Here is a 24,707-nt window from a genome sequence, read left to right as displayed (position 1 = left end):
TGAGCACCGGACTTCGAGAGTGAATGCAAGATTCGATGCCGAATCGGATCTTAGGATGCTTCGTGATCAAAAGGGAACTTATTTGATAACCTCTTAAGGTGGATGCTGTACCGATCCATGGTGCGCACACGTAAGCTTACGAGCTGCAGGATTCGCACTCTTCCACGGTTAAGGCTTGGCTACGCACGTAATAGGTGGACTTCAGGCCTGCTTTCCAAGCGTGCAGATGCAGTGCGAGGAAGTCGACCGCCTTAATGTCTGGGCGCACATACAGGTTGAAGCTCTGTCCTTGGTCAATGTGGCGCTGGCGTGCAGAGGCCATATCGATCGACCAGTGTTGATCGAGACGGAATGCCGTCTTATAGTACCAGATTGTCTTCTCCGAGAGGTCTGGTGCCGGATTCGCGATCTTATAGGTCGTCTTCTCTTCATAGCTCAAGAGCTCGTATACCGGATCGATGCTGGCTGTAGAGCCTGCGATAATAGACGTCGAACCGTTCGGTGCGACAGCCATCAGCCAAGCGTTGCGCATGCCATTCGTTTTGACCTGCTCGGCCAACTCACGCCATTGTTCGGTCGTCACTTTTGGACCTGGGCGGGTGCCTGTCGTATATTCACGGTCTGTGAAGTAACGGCCGTTCTCCCACTCCGATCCTGCAAAGAGCGGATAAGCGCCTTTTTCTTGTGCGAGCTGCATGCTTGCTTGGATTGCCAAATAACTAATGCGTTCATATAAATAATCGTTGTATTTCACGGCGTCTTCGCTTTCCCACGCGATGCCTTCCAACGCTAGCAGGTGATGCAGACCGAACGTGCCTAGTCCGATGGCGCGGTAGCGGCGGTTCGTGTACTGTGCTTGCAGCACTTCGATATTGTTGATGTCAATTACGTTATCGAGCATGCGCACTTGAATCGGAACGAGCCGATCGAGCACGTCTGCGCGAACAGCACGCGCCAAGTGAATCGAGTTCAAGTTGCAGACGACGAAGTCGCCTGGAATTTTGCTAATGATGATGCGTGTCTGTCCGTCGTTCGTAACGAGCTCTTCTTGCTCGATGACTGTCGGTGACATGTTCTGCATAATTTCTGTACAGAGATTCGAACAGAAAATAGTGCCGTGTCCCTTGTTAGGGTTGGCGCGGTTCGCCGAATCCTTGTAGAACATGTACGGTGTGCCCGTCTCAAGCTGGGATTTCAAGACTCGTTTCATAATGTCGATGGCCGGCAGCGTAATGCGGGACAGATTCGGGTTCGCCACCGCCTCCGCATACTTCTCTCGGAAGGAGCCTTGGCCTGGCGCTTCGTCGTAGAAGTCTTCCAAGCCTAAGGGGCGGCCGTTCTTATCCTTCCAGCCCATCGTCTTCTTCACTTCATGCGGACAAAACAGATGCCAATCCTCGCGCTGCTCCACCGCTTCCATGAACAGGTCGGGGAGGCTGATGCCGTGGAAAATATCGTGTGCGCGCATACGTTCGTCGCCGTTGTTCAGCTTCAAATCAAGGAAGGATAGAATGTCCTTATGGTACACGTCCAAGTAGACCGCAATCGCGCCTTTGCGCGTGCCGAGCTGGTCTACGCTTACAGCTGTATTGTTCAACTGGCGGATCCACGGAATGACGCCTGAGCTCGTATTTTTGTGACCGCGTATATCAGATCCTCGCGCCCGCACTTTACCGAGATAGACGCCGATGCCGCCGCCCATCTTGCTTAAGCGGGCTACGTCTGTATTGGAGTCGAAGATGCCCTCGAGCGAGTCGTCCACCGTATCAATGAAGCAGCTCGACAATTGCCCGGCAACCTTCTTGCCCGCGTTCGCCATCGTCGGTGTCGCCGCCGTCATGTACAGGTTGCTCATTGCCCAATACGCTTCCTTCGTCAATTCCATGCGGCGTTCCGCTGGCTCCTGATGCATCAGGTACATGGCGATAATCATATAGCGCTCTTGCGGAAGCTCCATCGTGCGGGCTTCGAAATCCGTCGCCAAGTAGCGTTCTGCCAAGGTTAAGAGTCCGATATAATCGAACAACTCGTCGCAGGAAGGCGTGATGGCCTGGCCGAGATCGCGTATTTGTTCTGCCGTGTATGCTTCGAGCAGTTCCTGACGGTAAATGCCGATGTCCGCCAATTGCTTGACGAGCTTGTAGAAATCTCCGTAAGGCTTGTCTGGATAGGCCTTGTAATTGCGGTGCAAAGCGGCTTCTTTATACAGCTTCGTCATCAATGAACGCGCCGCAACGAACTTCCATTCGGCTTCTTCCTTCGTGACCATTTCCAGAGCCGTCATGATGCATGTTTGCGTAATCTCGGCAGCTTGAACCGTGCTGTGGCGCAGCTTGGAGAGCACGCCGCGATGCCAGCGTTCGCGGTTCAGATGGGGATAAGGGCTCATAATTCGCTCGCCGTAGCGCATAATTCGCTCCGGATCGAAGGCTAGCGAGCGATTGTTGGGTTTCAAAACGGTCTGAACCGTATGAGTTGGGGTCGTATTCATCCGTGTTCTTCCTCCTCGAACATCCATCAGTCTATATTGTTTTTGTTCCGCGTCCATGAAAAAACCGTCCCTTTACCGGAATAGGATTAGGAACGGCAGCATGCCGTATGTATCGTATAGCTTGGGCCGACACCTGGGCAGTAGCCAAGGGCCCAAAAGGCACCCTTCGGCACTTTTTACAGTGGCGGGACCGCGACGGAATTGCATCGTCTTCCCTATTAAGCTCCGGTTCAATCCACGAGGGGGTGTTGAACGTTAGAACCTATCAATATTCTATATGTTGTTGTGCATATGTAAATATACTACAACATATAGGGTATGTAAATAGGCTTGAGGTGATAAATCTCACGAGAAATAGACAAGATTTTTAATTGATTTCACCTTAAAAAAACACCAACGCATGAAAAGATCCGCCATGGTGAAGAGGAGGCCATTCTATTAAAATAAGATCAAACGAACTCATTAAAAAAAGGTGAAATGGAAGGGGGAAATTGTAAGAAATAAGGCCGGATGGCCGAAAACACGCACACATGTCACACCGGCATACCGCATTCATGTGCCGGAATTGCTGCGGTGCGAGCGGGAGATTTACATTGGCATTAAGATATATACAAAAAACGCCCGTAATCACGGGCGCGATGAGCGGCTATGTGGCTTGCGGCAACAAGGTGAATAACATCGTCAGGGTGAACAACATCGCGAAATTGCACGAGGAATAGCGGTAACGGTGTTCTACATACCGGCTGACTTCTGCAGCCGGCGCACAATCGCCATAAAGTCTTCCTGTGAGATGCCCGGCGCGAATTCCTCAGGCAAGTCGTCGAAATCGGGAATCGGCGCACCGGCAGGTGTGCCTTCTATGACTTCAAGCGGTCCGCCGTCGATCGGGTGCTGTCCGCGCCAAATCAGCCCGATATCGCGGTAATCGTTGTCGCTCCAAGTATACAGCTTGCGACCCAGCCCCATATCTTCGAATTTGCGTGTTGTGTCAAATGCGCGGTTGTCCAGATCCGGAATCGGGATCAGCTTCGTCATGTCTACTCCAGTCGCGATTTCCAGCGCCTTGGCATAAGCAAGAATATGTGCGCCCCCGCGCACAAGAAGGTAGCCTATCATTTCCCGCGCGGTCGGGTGATCCGTCATTTCGTAGACACGCATTTTGTGAGTGCGCGCACCGCATTCCAAGAAGAAGTTGTGCAGCAAATCTAATACAAGGTTGCCGCTGTTAAAGACATAGTCTCCGGCCCACGGCCTGCCCATGGAGTCGCCGACGACGGCGGTTTGCGCCGTGGCGATAAAGTGATAAGTGTTGCGCACATTTTTGCCCGGAGCAAGCGGTGTCGTATCCGGAGCGCTTGGACGGGTCGTTCCCTCGAGCACCAGATTAATCGTGTTCGTGACAAGCTCCACGTGACCGAATTCTTCGGCGGTAATGCTGGCGACGATATCATAGAACGGCTTCAGCTTTTTTTTCTGCCGAAAATTAAACGACTGGAACATGTAGTTGTTCAGCGTGGACATTTCCCCGAACCGACCGCCTAGCAGCTCCTGCACCGCGGCAGCGGCATTGGGATCGCCATGCTTCGGCGCGGGCAGATCAATAACCAATCGATTGATGCGTTTAAACAATGTTCTCCCTCCTTCGGGATACGGATGCCCGTTCGATGCTGTTGGCTTCAGACTCAGCAGTTCTCGTTTCCATCGATTTAGGAGTATGCGGAGATGGGTTGACCCTATGCCCAAAAATGAGAACAGGGGAGCAGCTGGCATTAGGATGCTTCCCTGTTGTGGACTACTGATCGTTTAGAACTACAGACTCATCATTTAATCCCCGATATCGTAAAATTATCAATAATATGCTTCTGAAAGTAAATAAAAATCGCCATGACCGGCACCACCATAAAGGTCGCGCCAGCCATCTGAAGCGCGTAGTTTCCCCCGTATTGCCCTTTCAACAAGGAGAGGCCGACAGACAGCGTGTAGAGGCTCTCGTCATTCGCGATGATGAGCGGCCATAGGAAGCTGTTCCAGCCCCCGATAAACGCCAAAATCGCTTGCACGGCGATAATCGACTTCGAGATCGGAAGCACGATCTGCAGGAAGATGCGCAATTCGCTTGCGCCGTCTATACGGGGCGCTTCAAGCAGCTCGCTCGGAATCGTCGACATGAATTGGCGGAACAAGAAGATGCTGAATGCGCCGGCAAGCCCCGGAAGCACAATCCCAAGCATCGTATTCGTTAAATCCATTGAGTTCAGAATGAGATAGACAGGAATCATCGTCACCTGACCGGGAATCATCATCGTGGCCAATACGAGTATGAACAGCGAGTCCCTGCCTTTAAAGCGGTATTTGGCAAAGCCGTATCCGGCCATCGCGTTCAGGAACAAGCCGCAGAAAGAGCACAACACGATAATAAGCGTGTTCTTCAAATATACGCCGAAGTTCATGTTGTTAAACAAGTACTTGAAGTTGTCTAATGTAAACTCGTTCGGCCATAGTGTCGGCGGAATTTGCAGAACCTCTTTCTCCAGCTTGAATGAAGATAGAGCCATCCATATAAACGGCACCATAAAGATAATGCCGCCAATGGTCAACAGCGTACCTGCAATCCATTGGAACCACTTGTGCGTCACATTGCTGCCCACCTTAGCGGACGATGCGGTAGTTGAATTCATCGGTACACCTCCTGCTTACGTTAGATCCGATTCTTTGCGCTGCAGCGAGAACTGGAACAGCGTGATCGCGATGATCGCGATAAACAGGACAAAGGATCCTGCCGCTGCATATCCAAAGTTGCTCAATTGGAAGCCGTTGCGGTAAATGAACAGAGCCACCGAGGTGGTGCCGTCAAGCGGCCCGCCCTGTGTCATCACGAACGGCTCTTCAAAAAACTGCAGCCAGCCGATCATGGTCGTAATCGATACGAAGAAGATGGCGAATCGCAGCATCGGAATCGTTATGCTCGTAATCTGCTGCCACGTATTGGCGCCGTCAAGCTGTGCAGCTTCATAATAGCTCTTCGGAATGCCTTGCAGCGCAGCGATGAATATGATCATATTCAGGCCGATCGCTCTCCATAGAGCCAGCATAATAAGCGAGATCTTGGCTATAGTCGGCTCAGTCAGCCAAGGGATGGCAGGGAGATTGAGCAGTTCAAGCACGTAATTGAACAGACCGAAGCTCGGATTGTACAGATAACTCCAGACCACCGCAACCGCGACAACGTTGGTGATGGATGGCAAGTAATATACGACCCGGAACGCCTTGAATATACGGTGTGTGCCAATATTAATCAATAGAGCGATACCGAGTGAGAATACGATGACAAGCGGTACGCCGATAATGACATAAAATAAGGTGTTGTAAATCGACTGCATAAAGACAGGATCTGAAATGACGCTTACATAGTTCTCGAATCCGACGAACTTAATGTTCGAATAGTCTGCCAGACCTGCCAAGTCCATGTTGGTGAAGCTGATCACCAACGCTACCGCGATGGGCAGAAGGGAGAACAGGGCAAGCAGAATCAACGTTGGAGTTATAAAGAAGTAAGGTGCCTTGTTGTTAAAGAAACTTTTCATACCGATTCATCACTTCCTTTACTCTTGCGCCCATCGCAAGTGGACGGATATCGGCTAACTGGCTTCAGGCCAGTTAGCGCGCTAGACCCTATTATTTGTTTAAAATCTGATCGGCCTTCTGATTGAAGGCATCCATCTCTTGCTTCACATCGTCGCCGGCTCGGATAACCTTTTCAAAGCTGCCCATGTAATTCTGAGCAATCTCTTCCCACTGCTTAATGAGCGGCAGCGGTCTAGCCGATTTCAATTGCTCGCCAATGACTTTGTAGTTGGGGTCGCTTTGCAGCTTCTCGGTCTCCCACGCTTTCTTCGCGGCAGGCATTTCCGATGCAACCTCCATCCATTTGAGCTGGGTTTCCGGCTGGCTCATCCATGCGACGAACTTCATGGCAGCTTCGGGCTGTTTCGTATACTGGAACACTGACAAGTTCGAGCCGCCCAATGTGGAGATATTGTTCTCTTTCTTAGGCAGCACCGCTGTAGCCCATTTGCCTTCTAATTCAGGAGCTTGATCTTGGACCATCTTCACCATCCAAGGACCGCTGATGAACATAGGGGTAACGCCTTCTCCCTTAAAGGTTTGAATCATGTCGATGCCAAGATCTAACGGCGCGGAGCCATTTTTGAAGAAGCTATTTAAGTAATCAACGGTTTCGACGAATTGAGGCTCGTTGAACAATGGTTTGCCGGCATCGTCAATCAGCTTGGAACCGTTTTGACGCGCAAACATAAAGCCGAGAGATGATTCCTTCGGGTCTAGAAGGATTCCGTATTTGTTATCCCCGCGCTGCTTCAGCTTAAGTGCGGCATCCTGCAGTTCTTCCCATGTAGCGGGGGCGTGGTCGTAACCGACTTCTTTCAACAGATCCGTTCGGTAGTATAGGAAGCGGGTATCGATATACCAAGGAACGCCTACGTACGCTCCCTCGAATGTCGCCGTCTCCACTGAGCCGGGATAGAAGTTGTCAGGACCGAATTCAGGGTATTTATCAAGATAAGGAGTTAAGTCCATTAAGGCTTTGGCAGTTGCGAATTCCGGAATCCAAGTCGTTCCCATCTGGACAACATCGGGACCTTTCTTCGAAGCGACGGCTGTCAGGAGCTTGTCATGAGCGGCGCCCCAAGGGATGGTCTGCACGTTGACCTTAATATTCGGGTTCTCTTTCTCGAATTGTTGAGCGAACTCTTTCATTTGATTGCCCATGGCCCATACACTGATCTCAACCTTTTCTTCTTGTCCGTTCTTGCCGCTGCTTGTTGCTTCATTAGATGATGAAGATGATGAACAGCCTGTCAGAATTCCCATAACGATTAAAGTGGTGGCCAATACGGTTGCTAATGTTTTCCGCATCTTAACTACTCCTCCCAAGGCTTCCTTCTGAATATGGTGGGTCTTTCTCAACCCTTTTCATGCGCAGTGCGTGTAAATCCAACCGACAGAAAACACCACACCTCCGTATCTTCAAAATCTTTACCCCTTATCATGCTTAAACATAACAGCAGGATTGAAATAGCAATCCTGTGTGAAACGTTTCGAATAAAATAAAAAAGAGAAAAGATAGGTGTTATTTTTGTTTTAAAAACGTTTCGATACACATTATATACCATCGTGTAATCGTATTCAAGCAGATTTTTTCTATAATAAAAACGTTTCTAGTATGAATAAAGCACCCGATTAACTGCTGTTGACTCTAATATGAAAGAACATTATAATTCGATTTATAGTAATAGAAACGTTTCGAATAGGATTGTAAGCATGATAGAACTGTTATTGATTCATATCTGAAATCAATGTCGCATGGAAGCAAGCCATGACATGGAGGTTATTCAATTGACAGAACAGCAATTGATTTCACTAATGAAGCAGATGTCTCTGGAAGAGAAAATCGCTCAACTGCTGCAGCTGGCAACTCCGTTTTTTGAAGGAGCAAAGAGCGAAGGCCGAATCACCGGTCCCATGGCATCCATGGGCATTACGGAGAACATGGTGCGCAATACAGGCTCCATCTTAGGTCTGACAGGGGCAGAAGAGGTCATTTCCGTCCAGCAAGCGCACATGCGGAATAATCGCCTCGGAATTCCATTGCTCATCATGGCGGACATTATTCATGGATATAAGACCATATTTCCGATCCCATTGGCACTGGGGTGTTCATGGGATGCAGAGCTCGCGGAGAAATGCGCGGCAATCGCAGCCAAAGAAGCCGCGGTATCCGGCGTGCATGTCACGTTTGCGCCGATGGTGGATCTCGTTCGCGATCCGCGTTGGGGAAGAGTGATGGAATCAACCGGAGAGGACCCTTATTTGAACGGGGAATTCGCCCGGGCATTCGTGCGCGGGTTTCAGGGCCGTGATTTGAGCGGGGATTCCGATCGGGTTGCAGCCTGCGTGAAACACTTTGCGGCGTATGGAGCTGCGGAAGGCGGACGTGATTATAATACAGTCGACATGTCGGAACGGCAGCTGCGAGAGTATTATTTACCGGCGTACAAAGCGGCGCTGGAGGAAGGCTGCGAGATGGTCATGACGTCCTTCAATACGGTGGATGGTGTTCCGGCGACCGGAAATAAACGATTGATGCGAGATTTATTGCGGAATGAATGGGGGTTTGACGGCGTTCTCATTTCAGATTGGGGCGCAGTGAAGGAAATGATTCCCCACGGTGTGGCGGCAGATGAAGCGGAGGCTGCGAGCAAGGCTATCCACGCAGGAGTTGACATCGAAATGATGACCTCTTGCTATGTGAATCATTTGCAGCAGCTTGTCGAGAGCGGCTTGGTGGACGAAGCTTTAATTGACGAAGCGGTGCTTCGCATCTTGAAGCTGAAGCAGAAGCTGGGACTGTTCGACAATCCGTTACGGGGGGCCAATGTCGAATTGGAGCGAGAGATTTTGTTCTGCGGGGAACATCGCCAAGCGGCACGAGAAGCTGCGGTCAAGTCTTGCGTCCTATTGAAGAACGAAGGTGTTCTGCCGCTAACGAAAGAGCAGAAAATTGCGCTTATCGGTCCGTTTGCCCAAAACGGCGATATTCTTGGCCCGTGGTCCTGGCTTGGTTCCCAGGAGGAAGCTGTACAGTTATATGAAGGCTTCACGAGAATCGCTGAGCCGTCACAGGTTGCCGTCGCGGAAGGCTGCGGCATTGAAAGTGCTTCGGAGGAGCAATGGAAGGCTGCGCTCGAAGCTGCGCAGAACGCCGATGTCATTGTGCTCGCGTTAGGCGAACACTCTGACATGAGCGGTGAGGCCGGATGTCGGGCCGATATTCGCTTGCCGGAAATACAACGGCAACTGATTGCCGCCTTGAAGCCGCTGAACAAGCCGATGGTTGCCGTGCTCTTTAACGGACGACCGCTTGATCTGCACGGTATCCATGATCAGGTGGGTGCAGTTCTGGAAGCCTGGTACCCGGGAAGCGAAGGCGGGACAGCCGTTGCGGAACTGCTATATGGCTTGGCCAACCCGTCTGGGAAGCTGACGATGTCATTTCCTTATGCTGTCGGCCAGGTGCCGGTTTATTACAATTATTTCAACACTGGTCGTCCGCAGGGAGCGCCTGACGCCCAAGTGCGTTATGTATCGCAATATTTGGACATACCGAATGAACCGCTGATGCCGTTCGGGTTCGGTCTGAGCTACACGTCCTTCTCATATGGCGAGATTAGCCTTTCCTCGGAACAGATGACCGTAGAGCAGCCTCTTCATATAAAAGTACGTGTGACTAATACAGGGAATCAACCGGGAGAAGAGATTGTGCAGCTCTACGTGCGCGATATGGCGGGAGAAGTCGTTCGGCCTGTGAAAGAACTGAAGACCTATCGCAGAATAAAACTAATGCCGGGCGAGAGCCATGAGATTTCATTTTCCTTAACGGAACGCCAGCTCCGCTATCACCATGCGGATTTGCAATATATAAGCGATGCCGGTGAGTTTGCCGTCTATGTTGGTCCGAACAGCCGGGATGTACAGGAGCTTCGATTTACATTGATGAAGTAAAGAAAGCGAGTGGAAATCATGACAACGACGACGAATCATCTTGTCCCAATTCAAACGGGTGATTTGAGATTCACGTTTCTGGACAGCGGTGATATCCGGGATATTACCCATGGCACTACGATGATTAACCAAGTGGTGTCCAACCCGATTGACGGCTCAATGAACAACTTATACTTGCGTCTGCACCGGGACGGCGGAATTCAAGTCGTGCCTTTGCTGGGCCTGCGATCAGACAGCCAGTTACGGTACTCAGATTCTAAAGTGATGTGGGAAGGCGAAGTGGAGGGGCTTCGGTATAAAGTGACCTTTACATTGACTCCGAATGACATATGGTTTTGGGATGTTACCCTCAACGGGTATGACGTGGAAGTAGATTTGATTTACGGACAAGATCTCGGTCTGGCGGATAAGGGGGCTGTCCGCAGCAATGAAGCATATCTATCCCAATATATCGACCATGCCGTGTTCGAAGACGAACAGAAGGGCTATGTCGTCTGCTCGCGGCAGAATCAACCGCAGCAGGGGACATTTCCTTATTTGCAGCAGGGTGCTTTGACCAAGGCGGTCGCATACTCCACGGATGGATATCAATTTTTCGGCTTGTCGTATAAGGACACGAATGAACCGGAAGCATTGACTCGAGATGTACTGAGCAATGAAGTGTACCAATACGAATTCGCGTACACTGCACTGCAGTCGGAGCGAATTCGCCTGAATGGTTCGGCGCGGTTCGTATTTTATGGCTTGTTCAAGCCGGATCATCAGGCCGCGGTTACATCGTTGGAGTTCGAAGCGGAAGTGCTGCATGCATGGAAGCAAGCGGATGCGCAACCGGCAGCGATGGGGCGGCATATCGACAGGGCCAGCCTTGCCGCGCATATTGGAGCGCCATTGCATACTGAATCGATGACGAATAAAGACATCGGGCGATATTTTCCGAACCGCCATCAAGAAGAATGGGATGGAGAGGAATTGCTCTCTTTCTTCACGGAAACGCATGAGCATGTCGTGCTGAAGGAAAAAGAGCTGCGGGTTGAACGCCCGCACGGTCATATCGTCATGACGGGCCACAATGCTCGCTTGAACGAACAAGTTCTCACATCTACTTCCTATATGTACGGGATATTTAACTCCCAACTGGTACTAGGGAACACCTCGTTCAACAAAATGCTGTCCAATGCCCGCAATGCGCTCAATGTGATAAAAACATCGGGACAGCGCATCTATGTCGACATGAACGGCACATACCGCCTGTTGACGATGCCGTCCATGTTCGAGATGGGCTTTAATTACGCCCGTTGGTTCTACAAGACAGCCGATGATACGATCATCATTACGAACTTTACGGCTTTGGATACGCCGGAATTGCAACTTCATGTCCGTTCTGACAGCGGCCGGTCGTACCGGTTCATCGTTACTAACCAAATCACGATGAACAACAATGAATATGAGGCGCCGTATCACATGCGACAAGATGGAACCTTCTTGTCGTTCCATGCGGACACTGTATCAGACAGCGCCTCTACGCTGCCTCATCTCTGCTATCGTATGAATGTAATTGGAGCGGATGTGACGGTGAAGGACGAAGCTGCGTTGGCCGATTATGTCCACCCGGGGGCGGCATCGCTTGTGGTGCTCCAATTGAGTGAGAGCAGTGAATGGAAGCTCACGGTGCAAGGATTGCTTCAGGGGGAAGAGTTGCCGATCCGGGACTTGGACGCAGCATCCGAGATTCCACGTTACCGCGCTTATTATGAGACCATAATGAACAGCTTCCGCTTGTCCCATCGTGAAGGGGCGAAGCAGTCTGAGCTTGACAAGGTAAATACACTTGCTTGGTGGTATACCCACAATATGCTGGTTCATTACTCCGTACCACATGGTCTCGAACAATACGGAGGCGCTGCATGGGGGACGCGCGATGTCTGTCAGGGACCGACAGAATACTTCATGGCGACGCAAAAATATGATCAAGTGCGTGATATTCTTAAGATGGTATACGCTCATCAATATGAGGACGACGGAAATTGGCCGCAATGGTTCATGTTCGATCAATATTATCGGATTCAACAAGAAGAAAGCCATGGCGACATTATCGTATGGCCGCTGAAAGTGTTGAGCGATTATTTGCACGCAACCAGGGACTACGGCATTCTGGAAGAAGCGGTTCCGTATACGAAGCGAGACGGCTTCGAATTTACGGATACCACCGCAACCTTGTGGGAACACGCCAAAAAGGAAATTGAATATATGAAACGTCATTTTCTGCATGATACGTATTTGTCATCGTATGGGGATGGAGACTGGGACGATACGCTGCAGCCTGCCAATACGCAGCTCAAACGATATATGGCAAGCAGCTGGACTGTGGCGCTGACCTATCAAGTGTTTCATAATTTATCCGCAGTCCTGACGGATTACGACGAAGCTGCAGCGACCGAACTTCAGGAATTGGCATCAGGCATAAGGGAGGATTTCAACCGCTACATGCTGCCGACCGGCGTCATTCCTGGGTTCGTCTATATGGAAGAACCGGGCAAGGCGGAACTGATGCTGCATCCATCGGATAAGAAAACCGGCATTCAATACCGGCTGCTTCCCATGACGCGCAGCATGATTAGCGAGTTGCTGACCGAAGAACAGGCAGAAGCCCATTATCAATTAATTAAGAGAGAATTGTTCTGTCCGGACGGCGTCCGCTTAATGAATCGGCCTGCCCAATATGAAGGCGGCGTCAGCATCCATTTTAAGCGTGCAGAGCAGGCGGCCAACTTCGGCCGAGAAGTCGGCTTGCAATATGTTCACGCCCACATTCGTTATGTCGAGGCGATGGCCAAGCTTGGCAAGGTGGACGAGGCGTGGAATGGACTGCAGATGATTAATCCGATCGGGCTCCGGGATGTCGTGCCGAATGCCGAACTGAGACAAAGCAATGCTTACTTCAGCAGCTCAGACGGTAAGTTCAACTCCCGCTATGATGCCCACCGCCGGTTCGACGAGCTGCGGCAAGGAACTGTTCCGGTCAAAGGCGGATGGAGAATTTACTCCAGTGGCCCGGGGATTTACATGAATCAGCTCATTTCAAATTGCCTCGGAATACGTCAAGAAGGCGGAGATCTCGTCATCGATCCGGTACTTCCATTGAATTTGGACGGAGTCCGGTTCGATTTTACGATGATGGGACGCTCCATTCAATTTGAATATCACCTTAGCGGTCGGTCTGTCAGCCGTATCATCATCAATGGACAGGAAGCCAAGACAACAACGACAGCGAACCGTTACCGTCAGGGAGGCGTGCGTATCGATCGGCAAGAGTTAGACAAATATCTCACCGATCAACATAATGTCATTGTTATAGATATGTAATCGAATGCGCGGCGATCTTTCGGGGTCGCCGCATGATTTGTTATAGTAAGGGAAATGATGGAGTGAACGATAGGAGCGAGTGCTGTGGTCAGTATTAAAGATATCGCCAAGAAAGCCGGGGTTTCAATCTCGACAGTATCTTATGCTTTGAACGGGAGCCCCAAAGTGACGGAAGAGACGAGCAGCAAAATACTAGCTGTAGCCAAAGAGTTAAATTATGTTCCGAATGCCGCGGCAAGAACGCTGAAGAAGAGGGAAACGAAAATCATCGGCGCCTTTTTGACGGACTTTGACGGGGCGTTTTACGGTCAATTGCTGCAAGGAATGAAGGAAGTGCTGAATAAGAAAGGCTATGACCTGATTGTATGCAGTGGCTCCCAGTCTCATCGACTGCTGCCGGAACGGACAATTGATGGCGCGATTGTGCTGGACGCGTCATTCTCCAGTGAGGAACTGCTGCAATATGCTGATCGTGGACATAAGTTGGTCGTACTGGACCGGGAGTTGGACCACCCGAATGTGAACCAGGTGCTGCTTGATAACAAAGCGGGAGCCACGTTGGCCATGGAATACCTCATTGAGGAAGGCTATCGGAAAATTTACGTCGTGACGGGACCTCAGGGATCGTTCGATTCCAATCAACGTCTGCAGGCTGCAAAGCAAACGATCGAACGGAACCAGCCTCTCGAATCGGATGAAAGGGATCAGTCCATCGAATATATTGAAATCCAAGGCAATTTCGACAAAACTGGTGGAGAAGAAGCAGCACAACAGATTATAAAAGAATATACGGAGCCTGTGGCCGTGTTCTGCCTTAATGACGAAATGGCCATCGGATTATACAATGTGGTGAAGGATTCGTCTTATCGGATTGGCGAGCATATTCACGTCATCGGATTCGATAATATGGAGCTGTCACAATTCGTGCAGCCGCGTCTCGCTACGATTGATTATTCCAAGCGCAAATGGGGGGCGCTCGCCTCCGAGCAGCTGTTGAAATTAATTACGGATGAACCGGTAGAGCATGAACGAATCTATGTGACCCTAATTAAGGCCGGGTCGGTTCATCCCATGCAATCTATGTAGCTCATTAAGCTCTATAGCCTGTGTAGTTTGTTGCGCAGAGTCCCGGACAACACCGGGGCTTTTTTATATTATGATTGCTTCATTATCGTAGAGATAACCTTAGCAATAAGTGCTTAGTACCATTCTCCCATTAGCTCAGGTGCGTTACAGGAGTGATTGATCGAATCCCGCTTTTATGAATGTGAATCCGATTAGATTACGATGTGAAGAATGGAATTGCATACTGAATGAGCATTTTCTATGCACGCAAATAAATGTGACATGTACTGCATGACATAAGCACACAAATAAATGTGATATGTATTGCATGACATGAACACATGATACGCTATGAATGTATAAGCTCATGAAATATCGCATGATTAGACGATCAATTAACCGCGCACATAGGGCAGACACTCTGCTGCGATCGAAGTCGGTATAATTGCATTTGGGTTACATTCTATAGCCAAATTCGTCCAGATATCATTTATGCAGCAACACGGTGGTTAGTGTGATAGAAGGAGAGACCAGGCTTGTGGGCAGAGGAAAAAGACATGCACAAGTGCAATAACTGCTCCCATACGGATGTAAGGCAGGCAGCCGCATTTTGGCGAAAACAAAATTCATCCAAGTACTTCTGCAGATACGTAATCCCTATCCCGTGAAACGTCCTATTCATCCAGCGTCGTGCTCGGTTGAATGTATTATAGAGGCGTCCGCCGCGATGAACCCGAAACGGCTGCCTAATGAGAGATATCGTGGAAGCACTCTGCGAGACATGAAGATCAATAAAGTGGTCACATGCAGAACGCAGCAGCATTTTGTGAGAAACGTGATCCCGCTCTACAAGCTTCATCTTCACGCCCATAGCCTGTCCGTCTGGAGTGAGGGATTCGGCAATGATGAGGGGATATTCCCGGGGATGAATGTCTGTTAGGTCTGTCCTCGAGCGATATGAATGGCCATAAAAAGCGACGAAGCCATGAACTTCGCCTTCAAGCACCCGATTGGCTTCGCCATGGCTCATGGCTGCTCTGATCTTGTGCAGCATAGACCAAGCGGTCTTGTACGTCACCTCGATGAGAGAGCTCAGCTTAACGGCGTTTATCCCATTATCGGCATCGGTATGGGAAACGAGCCAAAACGCAGAAATCCATTTGCGTAGGGAAGTCCGGCTGCCCTCCAAAACCGTGCCAGCAGTCAGTGAGGTTTGATGGCTGCAAGCGCGGCACTCATATAGAGGAAGCCGCCGTGTACGGATGACATAGGCATGGGGATGCCGACAGCGCGGGCATGCAAAACCTTGCGGCCACTTCAACTGAAACAGGAAGGGCACACACGAAGATTCCGTAGAAAAATAACGCTGCAGTTCCTCCAATGTGTCGACAGATAGCCACGCATCCATAAAGACATCCCCCTTAGACGAAATAAGAACATACGTTCTTTTATTCATTATAACAAACAAAAGTTCCCATTTCAAGGAATTATCACTTTATTGCTATCTTTTTTACCGGATGCTCTATCGACAGGGGCGCTTAATTTGAAAGTACTCGACGTTCTGAGTGATTGGGAGAGTAGTAATAAGGGCTGCTATAGTGATAGTATGTCTCTGGAAAGCACAGTATGGGGGATGAGAACAGCCCTTGGATTCTTGGATTCGAGAGGCTCCGGGCAGGAATGATAATCTGGAAATTTACTAGCTGTCGATCGAAATAAGGAATAACCTGCTGATGAGTACGGTTCATCATATTGTGAAGAGTGTATGCTTTTTACAATTTGAGCTATCGATAACTTTTTTTCTGGAAATGTGCCTCATTCTATTGAATATGCTTTCATATCCATCTAGTATTAAGGTGAATTAGCAATATTTTTTTCTCCAACACATCACATTTATTCAGCCTTGAGGAGGATTTAGCGATGGATAGAAGCGGTGTACCCGAGCCCATAACGGCGTTCATGCCGAAGCATTATGTATGCCGGCGAGCCACGGAGCCATTGGAATTGGATGGACGGCTGAACAAGCCGTTCTGGGAGCAAGCCCCTTGGACCGATGACTTTGTCGACATCGAAGGAGATTTGAAACCGTTGCCGAACAAGCGGACCCGCGTGAAAATGCTATGGGATGACGAGTATTTGTATTTCGGCGCTGATATGGAAGAGGATCAGATCTGGGCGACGTTGACGGAGCGGGATTCTGTCATTTTTTACGATAACGATTTTGAGATCTTCATCGATCCTGATGGAGATACCCATAACTATTATGAGTTCGAGATGAATGCCTTCAATACGATATGGGATCTGCTGCTGCCGAAGCCTTATCGGGACGGAGGACCGCCTATTAACTCTTGGGATATCAGAGGCATCAAGACCGCGGTGCACATCGATGGGGAGGTCAACAATCCCGATGCGGACAACCGAGGTTGGAGCGTCGAGGTTGCCATGCCTTGGAGCGTGCTGAAAGAATGTGCGCCAGAGGGACGGAAGCCGCGTCACGGGGAGTATTGGCGCATCAATTTCTCACGTGTCGAGTGGAGAGCTGAGGTCAAGGACGGGAAGTATGTGAAGACGCTCAATCCGGAGACGAATGCCCCGTACCCGGAAGATAACTGGGTGTGGAGCCCGCAAGGAATTATTAATATGCATTATCCTGAGCTGTGGGGATTCGTTCAGTTTGCTGATGAGCCACTAGAGTTCGAAATGCCAAAGGACGAGCTTATTAAATGGGAGCTGCGCAAGCTTTACTACCGGGAGCGGCAGCATTTTGAGGAACATGGATGCTACTGCAATGATTTTGCGGTTCTGAAGCATGACGATGCGTGGAGCATCGATCCGATTATAGAGACGACGGGCGGTATGTTCCAAATTTCCGCGCGTTCACATGACCGTCAGCGGTGGATTCGGATTCAGGAAGACGGGAAAGTGTGGCACGAATAACGAGGCTTGCATAGAGCTGGCGTGTTGCTGCCTATGGTTGAACGGATATTGTCATGATTGACATTTTACGTATGAGGCTGGTGAATTAAATGATGACAAGCACGATAGATGAACAATTGCTTCAACATATCGAAGAAAAGTTTCAATATAAACGGAACTTGGCCAAGCACCGGGAACGGGAGTTGTTCGGTGTTTTCGAGCAAGCGCTGACAGATGAAGAGCGCGTCCTGTTGAAGTTTCTATATGCGTATATGCCGCTTCACGACCTGGCGGATTATGACGGTGAATTCTTCCTGGCGCATGTGCGCCGCACCCTGCAGACACGTGAACTAGTACCTTGGGGAAGCCGGATTCCAGATTACATGTTCATGAATTTTGTACTGCCTTACCGTGTGAATAACGAGAATATCGACGGCAACCGGGAAGTCATCTTCCACGAGCTGTATGGCCGCGTCAAAGACAAGTCTATGAAGGATGCTATTCTGGAAACGAACTACTGGTGTCATGAAAAGGCGACTTATGTCGGAACGGACCAACGCACCGTCTCGCCGCTGAATTTGATGCGAACGGCACTGGGCCGCTGCGGAGAACAATCGACACTTGCCGTCGCCGCGCTGCGCAGTTTGGGAATTCCGGCACGCCAATGCTATACGCCGCGTTGGGCCCATTGCGATTCGAACCACGCGTGGGTCGAGGCATGGGCGGATGGAGAATGGTATTTCCTCGGCGCCTGTGAACCGGAAGGACGTTTGAATGAAGGCTGGTTCAAGGCCCCTTCGCGCCGGGCTATGCTCGTCAATACGCGCGTGTCCGCCGATTATAACGGGCCAGAAGAAACGTGCTCGAATCATCCTTGGTATACGGAAATCAATCTTCTCGGCAATTACGCTCTTCATAAAACGATAACGATTAAGGTCGTTAATGAAAAAGGGAAGCCGACACCAGCCGAAGTGCATTTTCAAATGTATAATTTTGCTGAGTTCTACTCTGTCTCGACATTGCCAACGGATGAAAATGGGGTAGTCAAGTTCACGACGGGATATGGAGATTTGCTTATTCATGTTCGGAACGATCAAGGATACAGTTATCGAAAAATCTCGGTCGGTGAGGCGGATGTGTTCGAGGTTGCAATTGAATCGAATCTGGATCATGCGGGAGCACTGGATTGGGACATGGTGCCGCCGCCTGAAATCCCGGATAAGAGCGATGACATGATGACGGACGAAGAACGTCACAGCAACGACAACCGGGTGCAGCACGGTACTGCGACACGCGCAGCGTTCGTAGATACGTTCTGGAATGCTGAACAGGCCGAAGCGCTTGCTCAAGAATTGGGGCTGCCGGCTGAACGGGTGTGGAAGATTTTGCAGACAGCAAGGGGAAACAGTCCTGAAATCGCTTCGTTCCTACAGGAACAGACGCCTCGTCATGGTGAATGGGCGCTCAAGCTGTTGGAGTCGCTGCGCGAGAAGGACCTGCAAGACACGATGGTTCCGTCCTTGGTCGATCATTTGGAAGGGGCGCTCCCATATCGTGATCGCGCAATGGAGGAATCACTGTTTGTGCCTTATGTGCTTTGTCCGCGGGTTCATTTCGAGATGATTGCGCCTTACCGTACGTTTTTCCAACAGGAGATTTCCGATGCGGATAAAGTGTTGTACACGGAGAAGCCACAGGCCTTGGCGGAGCGGCTGGCACAAGAGATCAAGATCGTTAACGATCTGGACAGATATACGGGCATGGCGGCACCGGAGGGCACCTTTGCATTGAAATGCGCCGATCGATTGAGTCGCGATATCTGCTTCGTCGCAATGGCGAGAAGCTTGGGGATTCCAGCTCGTCTAGAGCCGCTCAACGCCCTTCCGCAATATTGGCAAGCAGGTGAATGGCATGATGCGAGCTTCCATACTGAACGTCAGGAAGCGGGTGCTGCCCCGGTAGAAGCGGCGGGTGGCTGTATTCAATTCAGCCGCAGTGACAACGAGGGCGAACAAGAGGCAGCATATTATCAGAACTTTACGATTGCGCGGCTCGAAAATGGTGTTTATCGAACGCTCACATTCCCGTTCGGGGAGAAGGACGTATACGATAAGCCAATTGAGGTCATGAGCGGGGAGTACCGGCTGACGACGGGTACGCGCCTGTCGGACGGAACTGTGTTGGTCCGCCTGTCCTGCTTCACGGTACCGGTCGGAGATGTAGCCTTGGTGCCGATCGTGTTCCGCAAGGAAGAGGTGCACGTTCCGGTGCTCGGAACGGTGACCGAAGAACAATGGAGAGTAATCACGGAAGCTGCAGCACTCGAGATTCCGCAGCAAGGCCTCGTGCTGGCGTGGCTTGATCCGGAACGGGAGCCTTCGAAGCACATTGCTCGCGAGCTGCGCGAGCTGAAGTCGGAGCTGGATGAGTGGGGCGGTCGGATTGCTCTGATGGTTGAAGAGCAGCGGAACCGTGGTGAATTCAACATGGAAGGCTTGCCTATACGCACGTCTTACGATGAGGATGCGGAGGGAGCGTGCTTGCAAGCCATTCAACCCTCCATAACGGAATGGAACGGCCAAGAGTATCCGCTCGTTCTCATTGTGGATCAACAATATCGAATTCGCTATCAATCTCAGGGCTATAAGCTGGGAATTGGAGCGGACATCGTCAAGACCGTCAAAAACATGTAGTGACATCAGCTTGCTGTGGCAGTCAAGCAATCTAGGTTGAAGGGCCGTATGTTCTGACGAACCATTAGAAGGTACGTCTATTAGTACGATATCGCATACAAAAGAGGGCGGCCATAGGCCGCCCTTCGTCTTTGATTCCATAATTTAACGCGCAATGCATGCTGTTCATCACTTTAATAGCAACGGCTGCTTACCAACTGCGTTGATACGATTTCGGAGCTGCAAGCTTGGCCCGCAGAACCTGAGCGGCGTGTCGCGGCCAATACGGATTGCGAAGCAGCTCGCGTCCGAGGAACACGAGATCCGCCCGATCGTTATGCACGATCTCTTCAGCCTGTGCAGGCTCAGTAATGAGCCCGACGGCACCTGTGGCAATACCCGCCGATTGGCGAATGGCATGCGCGTACGGAATCTGGTACCCTGGGAATACGTCGATTGGATGCGGAACGACTGCGCCAGAACTGCAATCGATTAAGTCGACGCCCTGATCCTTCATGCGTCGGGCATAGTCGATGTATGCCTCAAGGGCGTTGCCGCCGTCTGCATACTCATTCGCGGAAATTCGCACGAAGAGCGGCTTGTTCCATGTCATGCGTATCGTATCAATAATTTCGCTTAAGAAGCGGTATCGGCCTTCTGCACTGCCGCCATAACCGTCCATCCGTTGATTCGTGAGCGGGGACAGGAACTGATTAATCAAATACCCGTGCGCGCCATGAATCTCGATGATGTCGAATCCGGCTTCCTCGGCGCGCCGCGCCGCATCCGCAAATGCTTTAATCGTCCGCCGTATATCCTCCTGTGTCATTTCTTCCGGCAGTGCATAATCCTCGCTGAACGGAATGGCAGAAGGCGCAATTAAGCCCGGCACGGTCGCCTTGCGTCCTGCGTGGGCGAGCTGAATGCCGATTGTGCTGCCATGGGCATGAACCATGTCGGTCAATCGACGCAGTCCCTCGACATGCTCGTCGCTCCATATGCCCAAATCCTGCGCACTGATGCGTCCCTCCGGTGTGACGGCTGTCGCTTCTACCATAATCAGTCCGACTTGACCGACTGCCCGGGACGTATAGTGAACGAGATGCCAATCGTTCACCTTGCCGTCCTCTTCGGTGCAAGCGTACATACACATTGGTGACATCACAATTCGATTCGGTATCGTCATACCGCGTAAAGTTAATGGTTCAAATAAACGGGGCATGGAAAATCCCTCCATATGTTCATGGTTATTGTTCCAATCCCATTATACCCCTGCATGTATGCATGAAACAAATAGGACAGCTGTATGCACTGCGTTTTTGCTGTTTATGCTTTACGATGCAGTTATTCGAGCTGCTGCTGTCCGTGGTTTTGTACGACACGGTCCAGCCAATCGATGCAGTCTGCCGTTACTTCTTCGCGGTTTGTCTCGTTTAGCAATTCATGGCGCGCGTCCGGGTATAGTGTGCATTCGACGTGCTTCAGATTGATGCGGCGATAGAGGTCCGCCAGATTGTGCACACCTTTGCCGTACATGCCTACTGGATCGGCATCTCCTGCTATGAGGAAGATAGGCAGTCCCTTTGGAATTCGCTCCATCGTTTCCGGTCGATGTATATGTCGCAGCAGCTTGAAGAAGTCCCGATAGAAGCCGACCGTGCTTAAGAAGCCGCAATGCGGATCGGCAATATATTTATCGACTTCTTTTTCGTCCCGGCTTAGCCAGTCATATGGTGTGCGGTTAGGGTTGAATTTGCGGTTATAGGCTCCAAAGGCCATCTTGTCGATAAATGAACTGCGGTGGCGTGAGCCGCGTACGCCGGATAGCAGATTAGCCACCCCGACGCCTGCCAATAGTTCTGGGCCGCGTGGCCCGTTGCTGCCGCATAGAATGACGCCGTTGATATGACTTGCATGCTCCGATATGTATTGTTGCGCGAGAAAAGAGCCCATGCTGTGGGCAAATAAGTAGATTGGCAGCTGCTCATGGTTTTTTTGAATAATTTCAGTCAGTTGAACCATGTTGCGCACCATCCAGTTGAAGCCGTCTTCACCGACATAGCCTAAATCTTCTTCGCAAGCCACAGTCTTCCCATGACCTCGATGGTCGTTAGCGTATACGATATATCCAGCAGAAGTGAGCGCTTCGGCGAATTGTTCGTAGCGTCGCGCCGTTTCCGTCATGCCGTGCGCTATCTGCACGACTCCCTTCGCTTCATTCGCATTCTCTGGCGTCCAGCAATACACATACACATGGACACGCTGTGGATCGGTAAACGTAAACGTGTTCGTTAACATGAGAGATGCCTCCTGTCCTTGCTCCTATTACTTTCATTATAGTGAGGGACATATCGATAAAGCTATGAATAGTTTTGTGTCATCTCCGTGCGAGTCAGCTATTCGCCGGAGGCATCTCTTGTGATATGATACGTCTATAATCTATCTATGGAACAGCATGACAAGCAATGAGGAGGCGTTGGACACATGTTTGCACCAACAATGTATACCGGGAGCATAGAGAAGGACTATCCGGTAATAACACAGCAATTATCCGCATTGATTGATGGGGAACCGAATCTCATTGCGAACTTGGCGAACGCATCGGCTTTGCTCTGGCAAGGCTTGAAGAATATTAATTGGGCAGGGTTCTATCTGATGGACGTGGCAAAAGGTGAACTTGTGCTCGGACCCTTTCAAGGTATGCCTGCGTGTGTACGCATTCCGCTTGGGCGCGGTGTCTGCGGCACGGCGGCCAAGGAACAGCGCACGCTCATTGTTCCCGACGTGCATGCTTTTGCAGGCCACATCGCATGTGATGCGGCTTCTCGTTCCGAAATCGTCGTCCCAATGGTGAAGGATGGCAAGTTGGTCGGCGTGCTTGATATTGACAGCCCGCTGACAGATCGATTCAACGAAGACGATCAGGCAGCGTTAGAGAAGATGGTCGCAGCAATTATGTCGGAATTGGAGTAGCTTGGAGAAGGAATATCCGGTTCAATGGAGCAGCCGCATTCGAATTGGAGGACTGACTATTCAAAAATAAGAGTAACGGTATGCCTGTATAGAGAATCCGGGGATTCCGTGCTAAATTGTTCATCTTTTTTGTGATCGTGCTCACACGACGGGACTTCCATATTTAGTATGTTGGAGTCAGAAATCCATTTTGACAGGGGGAAGCGCGAATGTTCTGTCATCAATGCGAACAGACGCCTACGGGCGGCTGCAAGGTCGTCGGAGTGTGCGGCAAGGATGAAACGATTGCAAGTCTTCAGGATACGATTGTGTTTGCTTTGAAAGGCATCGCGGCTTACGCGACGCATGCGCGACAGCTTGGCTATATCGATGAGGAGGTTGACGGGATTACGCATGAAGCGCTCTATATGACGTTGACCAACTCTAACTTCAATGTGCAGGAGCATCTCGATATGGCGATGAAGGTAGGAGGCGCAGCCATACGCATTATGGATGTGCTGGACCGGGCTCACACTGGGCATTTCGGCATTCCTGAACCGGTTACCGTCCCGCAGAACAAGATTGAGGGCAAGTCTATCGTCGTGACGGGACATAACTTGTATGCGCTGGAGGAACTGCTGAAGCAGACGGAGGGCAGAGGCATCAACATTTACACTCATTCTGAGATGCTCCCGGCACACGGGTACCCAGCGTTGAAAAAATATCCGCATTTGAAAGGCAACATCGGTAAAGCGTGGTACGATCAACGCCGTCTGTTCGAGCAATATCCGGGCGCTATTTTGGCTACAACCAATTGTGTCATGCCGATCAAAGGCACGTATGCCGATCGGTTCTTCTCCTATGAGGTGGCTGGGCTCGAAGGAGTGGCCAAAATCGTAAACGACGACTTCACGCCGCTCATCGATCGGGCGCTTGCGCTGCCTGCGGCGGACGTGGACAGCGTACAAACCTTGACGACGGGGTATCATCACGAGACGGTGCTTGGGCTTGCGCCGGAAATTATCCAGGCGGTCAAGGATGGGAAGATCAAGCATTTCTTCGTCATCGCAGGCTGCGATGCGCCGGGCAAAGGCGGCGAATATTACCGTGAATTGGCGACGTCCTTACCGAACGATACCGTTATTCTCACGACTTCCTGCGGCAAATTCCGCTTCAACGATGTGGAATATGGAACGGTCGCGGATACGGGCATTCCCCGGTACATCGATCTGGGCCAATGCAACAATTCCGGTTCCACCGTCAAGATTGCTCAAGCGCTCGCAGACGCATTCGGCTGCAGCGTGAATGAGCTGCCGGTGTCGATTGTGCTGTCGTGGTTCGAGCAGAAGGCGGTCGCCATCTTACTCGGCCTGTTCAGCTTGGGCATCCGTGATATCCGCATCGGGCCGAAGCCGCCGGAATTTATTTCAGAGGGCGTAATGAACGTGCTAACTGATCTGTTCGGCTTAAAGCTCATTGGCAATGCGCAGGAGGATATGAAGGAAATGCTCCGGCTTGCATAGATTGCAGCAGATACACTTTATCATTATGCAAAATATAGAAATTACGATCTAGGTATTGCATCTTGCCGCAAAATTATATATAATTTTTCATTGTTAAACTGCTGGTGTAGCTCAGGGGTAGAGCAACGCACTCGTAATGCG

At 50.6% G+C, this 24,707-nt stretch carries 16 protein-coding genes; 8 read left to right on the top strand and 8 right to left on the bottom strand.

Annotated elements, in window-relative coordinates; genetic code table 11:
* Nucleotides 1-136: 136 nt before the first annotated feature.
* Nucleotides 137-2,491 (bottom strand): ribonucleoside-diphosphate reductase subunit alpha, encoded by a 2,355-nt coding sequence (locus A372_RS0102730; protein ID WP_019419311.1) that lies wholly within the window; start codon nt 2,489-2,491, stop codon nt 137-139.
* Between the two features lie 593 nt (nt 2,492-3,084).
* Here A372_RS0102730 and A372_RS38975 point away from each other — a divergent pair.
* Nucleotides 3,085-3,210: a hypothetical protein gene (locus tag A372_RS38975; protein ID WP_019419310.1), complete on the top strand. Its 126-nt coding sequence runs from the start codon at nt 3,085-3,087 to the stop codon at nt 3,208-3,210.
* Between the two features lie 13 nt (nt 3,211-3,223).
* Here A372_RS38975 and A372_RS0102720 read toward each other — a convergent pair whose 3' ends face one another.
* The 4 genes from A372_RS0102720 to A372_RS0102705 form a co-directional block, all read right to left on the bottom strand.
* On the bottom strand, nt 3,224-4,120 hold the full coding sequence (locus A372_RS0102720) for a manganese catalase family protein (RefSeq protein ID WP_019419309.1): 897 nt from the start codon (nt 4,118-4,120) through the stop codon (nt 3,224-3,226).
* Nucleotides 4,121-4,311: 191 nt separating this feature from the next.
* On the bottom strand, nt 4,312-5,169 hold the full coding sequence (locus tag A372_RS0102715; RefSeq protein WP_019419308.1) for a carbohydrate ABC transporter permease: 858 nt from the start codon (nt 5,167-5,169) through the stop codon (nt 4,312-4,314).
* Nucleotides 5,170-5,184: 15 nt separating this feature from the next.
* Nucleotides 5,185-6,075, bottom strand: coding sequence for a carbohydrate ABC transporter permease (locus tag A372_RS0102710; protein ID WP_019419307.1), 891 nt, complete (start codon nt 6,073-6,075; stop codon nt 5,185-5,187).
* Nucleotides 6,076-6,166: 91 nt separating this feature from the next.
* Nucleotides 6,167-7,426 carry a sugar ABC transporter substrate-binding protein gene (locus tag A372_RS0102705; protein ID WP_019419306.1) on the bottom strand — a complete coding sequence of 420 codons (1,260 nt, stop codon included), beginning with the start codon at nt 7,424-7,426 and terminating at the stop codon, nt 6,167-6,169.
* 465 nt (nt 7,427-7,891) lie between these two features.
* Here A372_RS0102705 and bglX point away from each other — a divergent pair, with 465 nt between their 5' ends.
* The 3 genes from bglX (at nt 7,892) to A372_RS0102690 (ending at nt 14,524) form a co-directional block, all read left to right on the top strand.
* Nucleotides 7,892-10,072, top strand: coding sequence for a beta-glucosidase BglX (gene bglX, locus A372_RS0102700; protein ID WP_019419305.1), 2,181 nt, complete (start codon nt 7,892-7,894; stop codon nt 10,070-10,072).
* An 18-nt stretch (nt 10,073-10,090) separates the two neighbouring features.
* Nucleotides 10,091-13,438: a GH36-type glycosyl hydrolase domain-containing protein gene (locus A372_RS0102695; RefSeq protein ID WP_036703089.1), complete on the top strand. Its 3,348-nt coding sequence runs from the start codon at nt 10,091-10,093 to the stop codon at nt 13,436-13,438.
* A gap of 84 nt (nt 13,439-13,522) precedes the next feature.
* Nucleotides 13,523-14,524, top strand: coding sequence for a LacI family DNA-binding transcriptional regulator (locus tag A372_RS0102690; RefSeq protein ID WP_019419303.1), 1,002 nt, complete (start codon nt 13,523-13,525; stop codon nt 14,522-14,524).
* A gap of 469 nt (nt 14,525-14,993) precedes the next feature.
* Here A372_RS0102690 and A372_RS0102685 read toward each other — a convergent pair whose 3' ends face one another.
* On the bottom strand, nt 14,994-15,911 hold the full coding sequence (locus tag A372_RS0102685) for a transposase (protein WP_019419302.1): 918 nt from the start codon (nt 15,909-15,911) through the stop codon (nt 14,994-14,996).
* A 512-nt stretch (nt 15,912-16,423) separates the two neighbouring features.
* Between A372_RS0102685 and A372_RS0102680 the strand changes: the two genes are divergently transcribed.
* Together A372_RS0102680 and A372_RS0102675 are read left to right on the top strand one after the other, a co-directional pair.
* Nucleotides 16,424-17,440 carry a carbohydrate-binding family 9-like protein gene (locus tag A372_RS0102680; RefSeq protein ID WP_019419301.1) on the top strand — a complete coding sequence of 339 codons (1,017 nt, stop codon included), beginning with the start codon at nt 16,424-16,426 and terminating at the stop codon, nt 17,438-17,440.
* 89 nt (nt 17,441-17,529) lie between these two features.
* Entirely contained in the window at nt 17,530-20,112 is a 2,583-nt protein-coding gene (locus A372_RS0102675; protein WP_019419300.1) for a transglutaminase domain-containing protein, read from the top strand.
* A gap of 190 nt (nt 20,113-20,302) precedes the next feature.
* Here the strand turns inward: A372_RS0102675 and namA are convergent, their stop codons facing one another.
* Together namA and A372_RS0102665 are read right to left on the bottom strand one after the other, a co-directional pair.
* Complete coding sequence (gene namA, locus A372_RS0102670; protein WP_019419299.1) at nt 20,303-21,313, bottom strand: NADPH dehydrogenase NamA; 1,011 nt, start codon at nt 21,311-21,313, stop codon at nt 20,303-20,305.
* A gap of 122 nt (nt 21,314-21,435) precedes the next feature.
* Nucleotides 21,436-22,389: an alpha/beta hydrolase gene (locus A372_RS0102665; RefSeq protein ID WP_019419298.1), complete on the bottom strand. Its 954-nt coding sequence runs from the start codon at nt 22,387-22,389 to the stop codon at nt 21,436-21,438.
* A 186-nt stretch (nt 22,390-22,575) separates the two neighbouring features.
* Between A372_RS0102665 and A372_RS0102660 the strand changes: the two genes are divergently transcribed.
* Both A372_RS0102660 and hcp read left to right on the top strand, forming a co-directional pair.
* A complete protein-coding gene (locus A372_RS0102660; protein ID WP_019419297.1) occupies nt 22,576-23,064 on the top strand; it encodes a GAF domain-containing protein in 489 nt (162 codons plus the stop codon).
* Nucleotides 23,065-23,273: 209 nt separating this feature from the next.
* A complete protein-coding gene (gene hcp, locus A372_RS0102655) occupies nt 23,274-24,566 on the top strand; it encodes a hydroxylamine reductase (RefSeq protein WP_019419296.1) in 1,293 nt (430 codons plus the stop codon).
* The last annotated feature ends 141 nt before the right edge of the window (nt 24,567-24,707 follow it).

The organism is Paenibacillus sp. OSY-SE (genome assembly GCF_000283315.1).
In the GTDB taxonomy this organism is placed as follows: Bacteria; Bacillota; Bacilli; order Paenibacillales; family Paenibacillaceae; genus Paenibacillus_B; species Paenibacillus_B profundus.
Note: the sequence above shows the minus strand (reverse complement) of the source record. Positions and strands in the feature narration are given on the sequence as shown.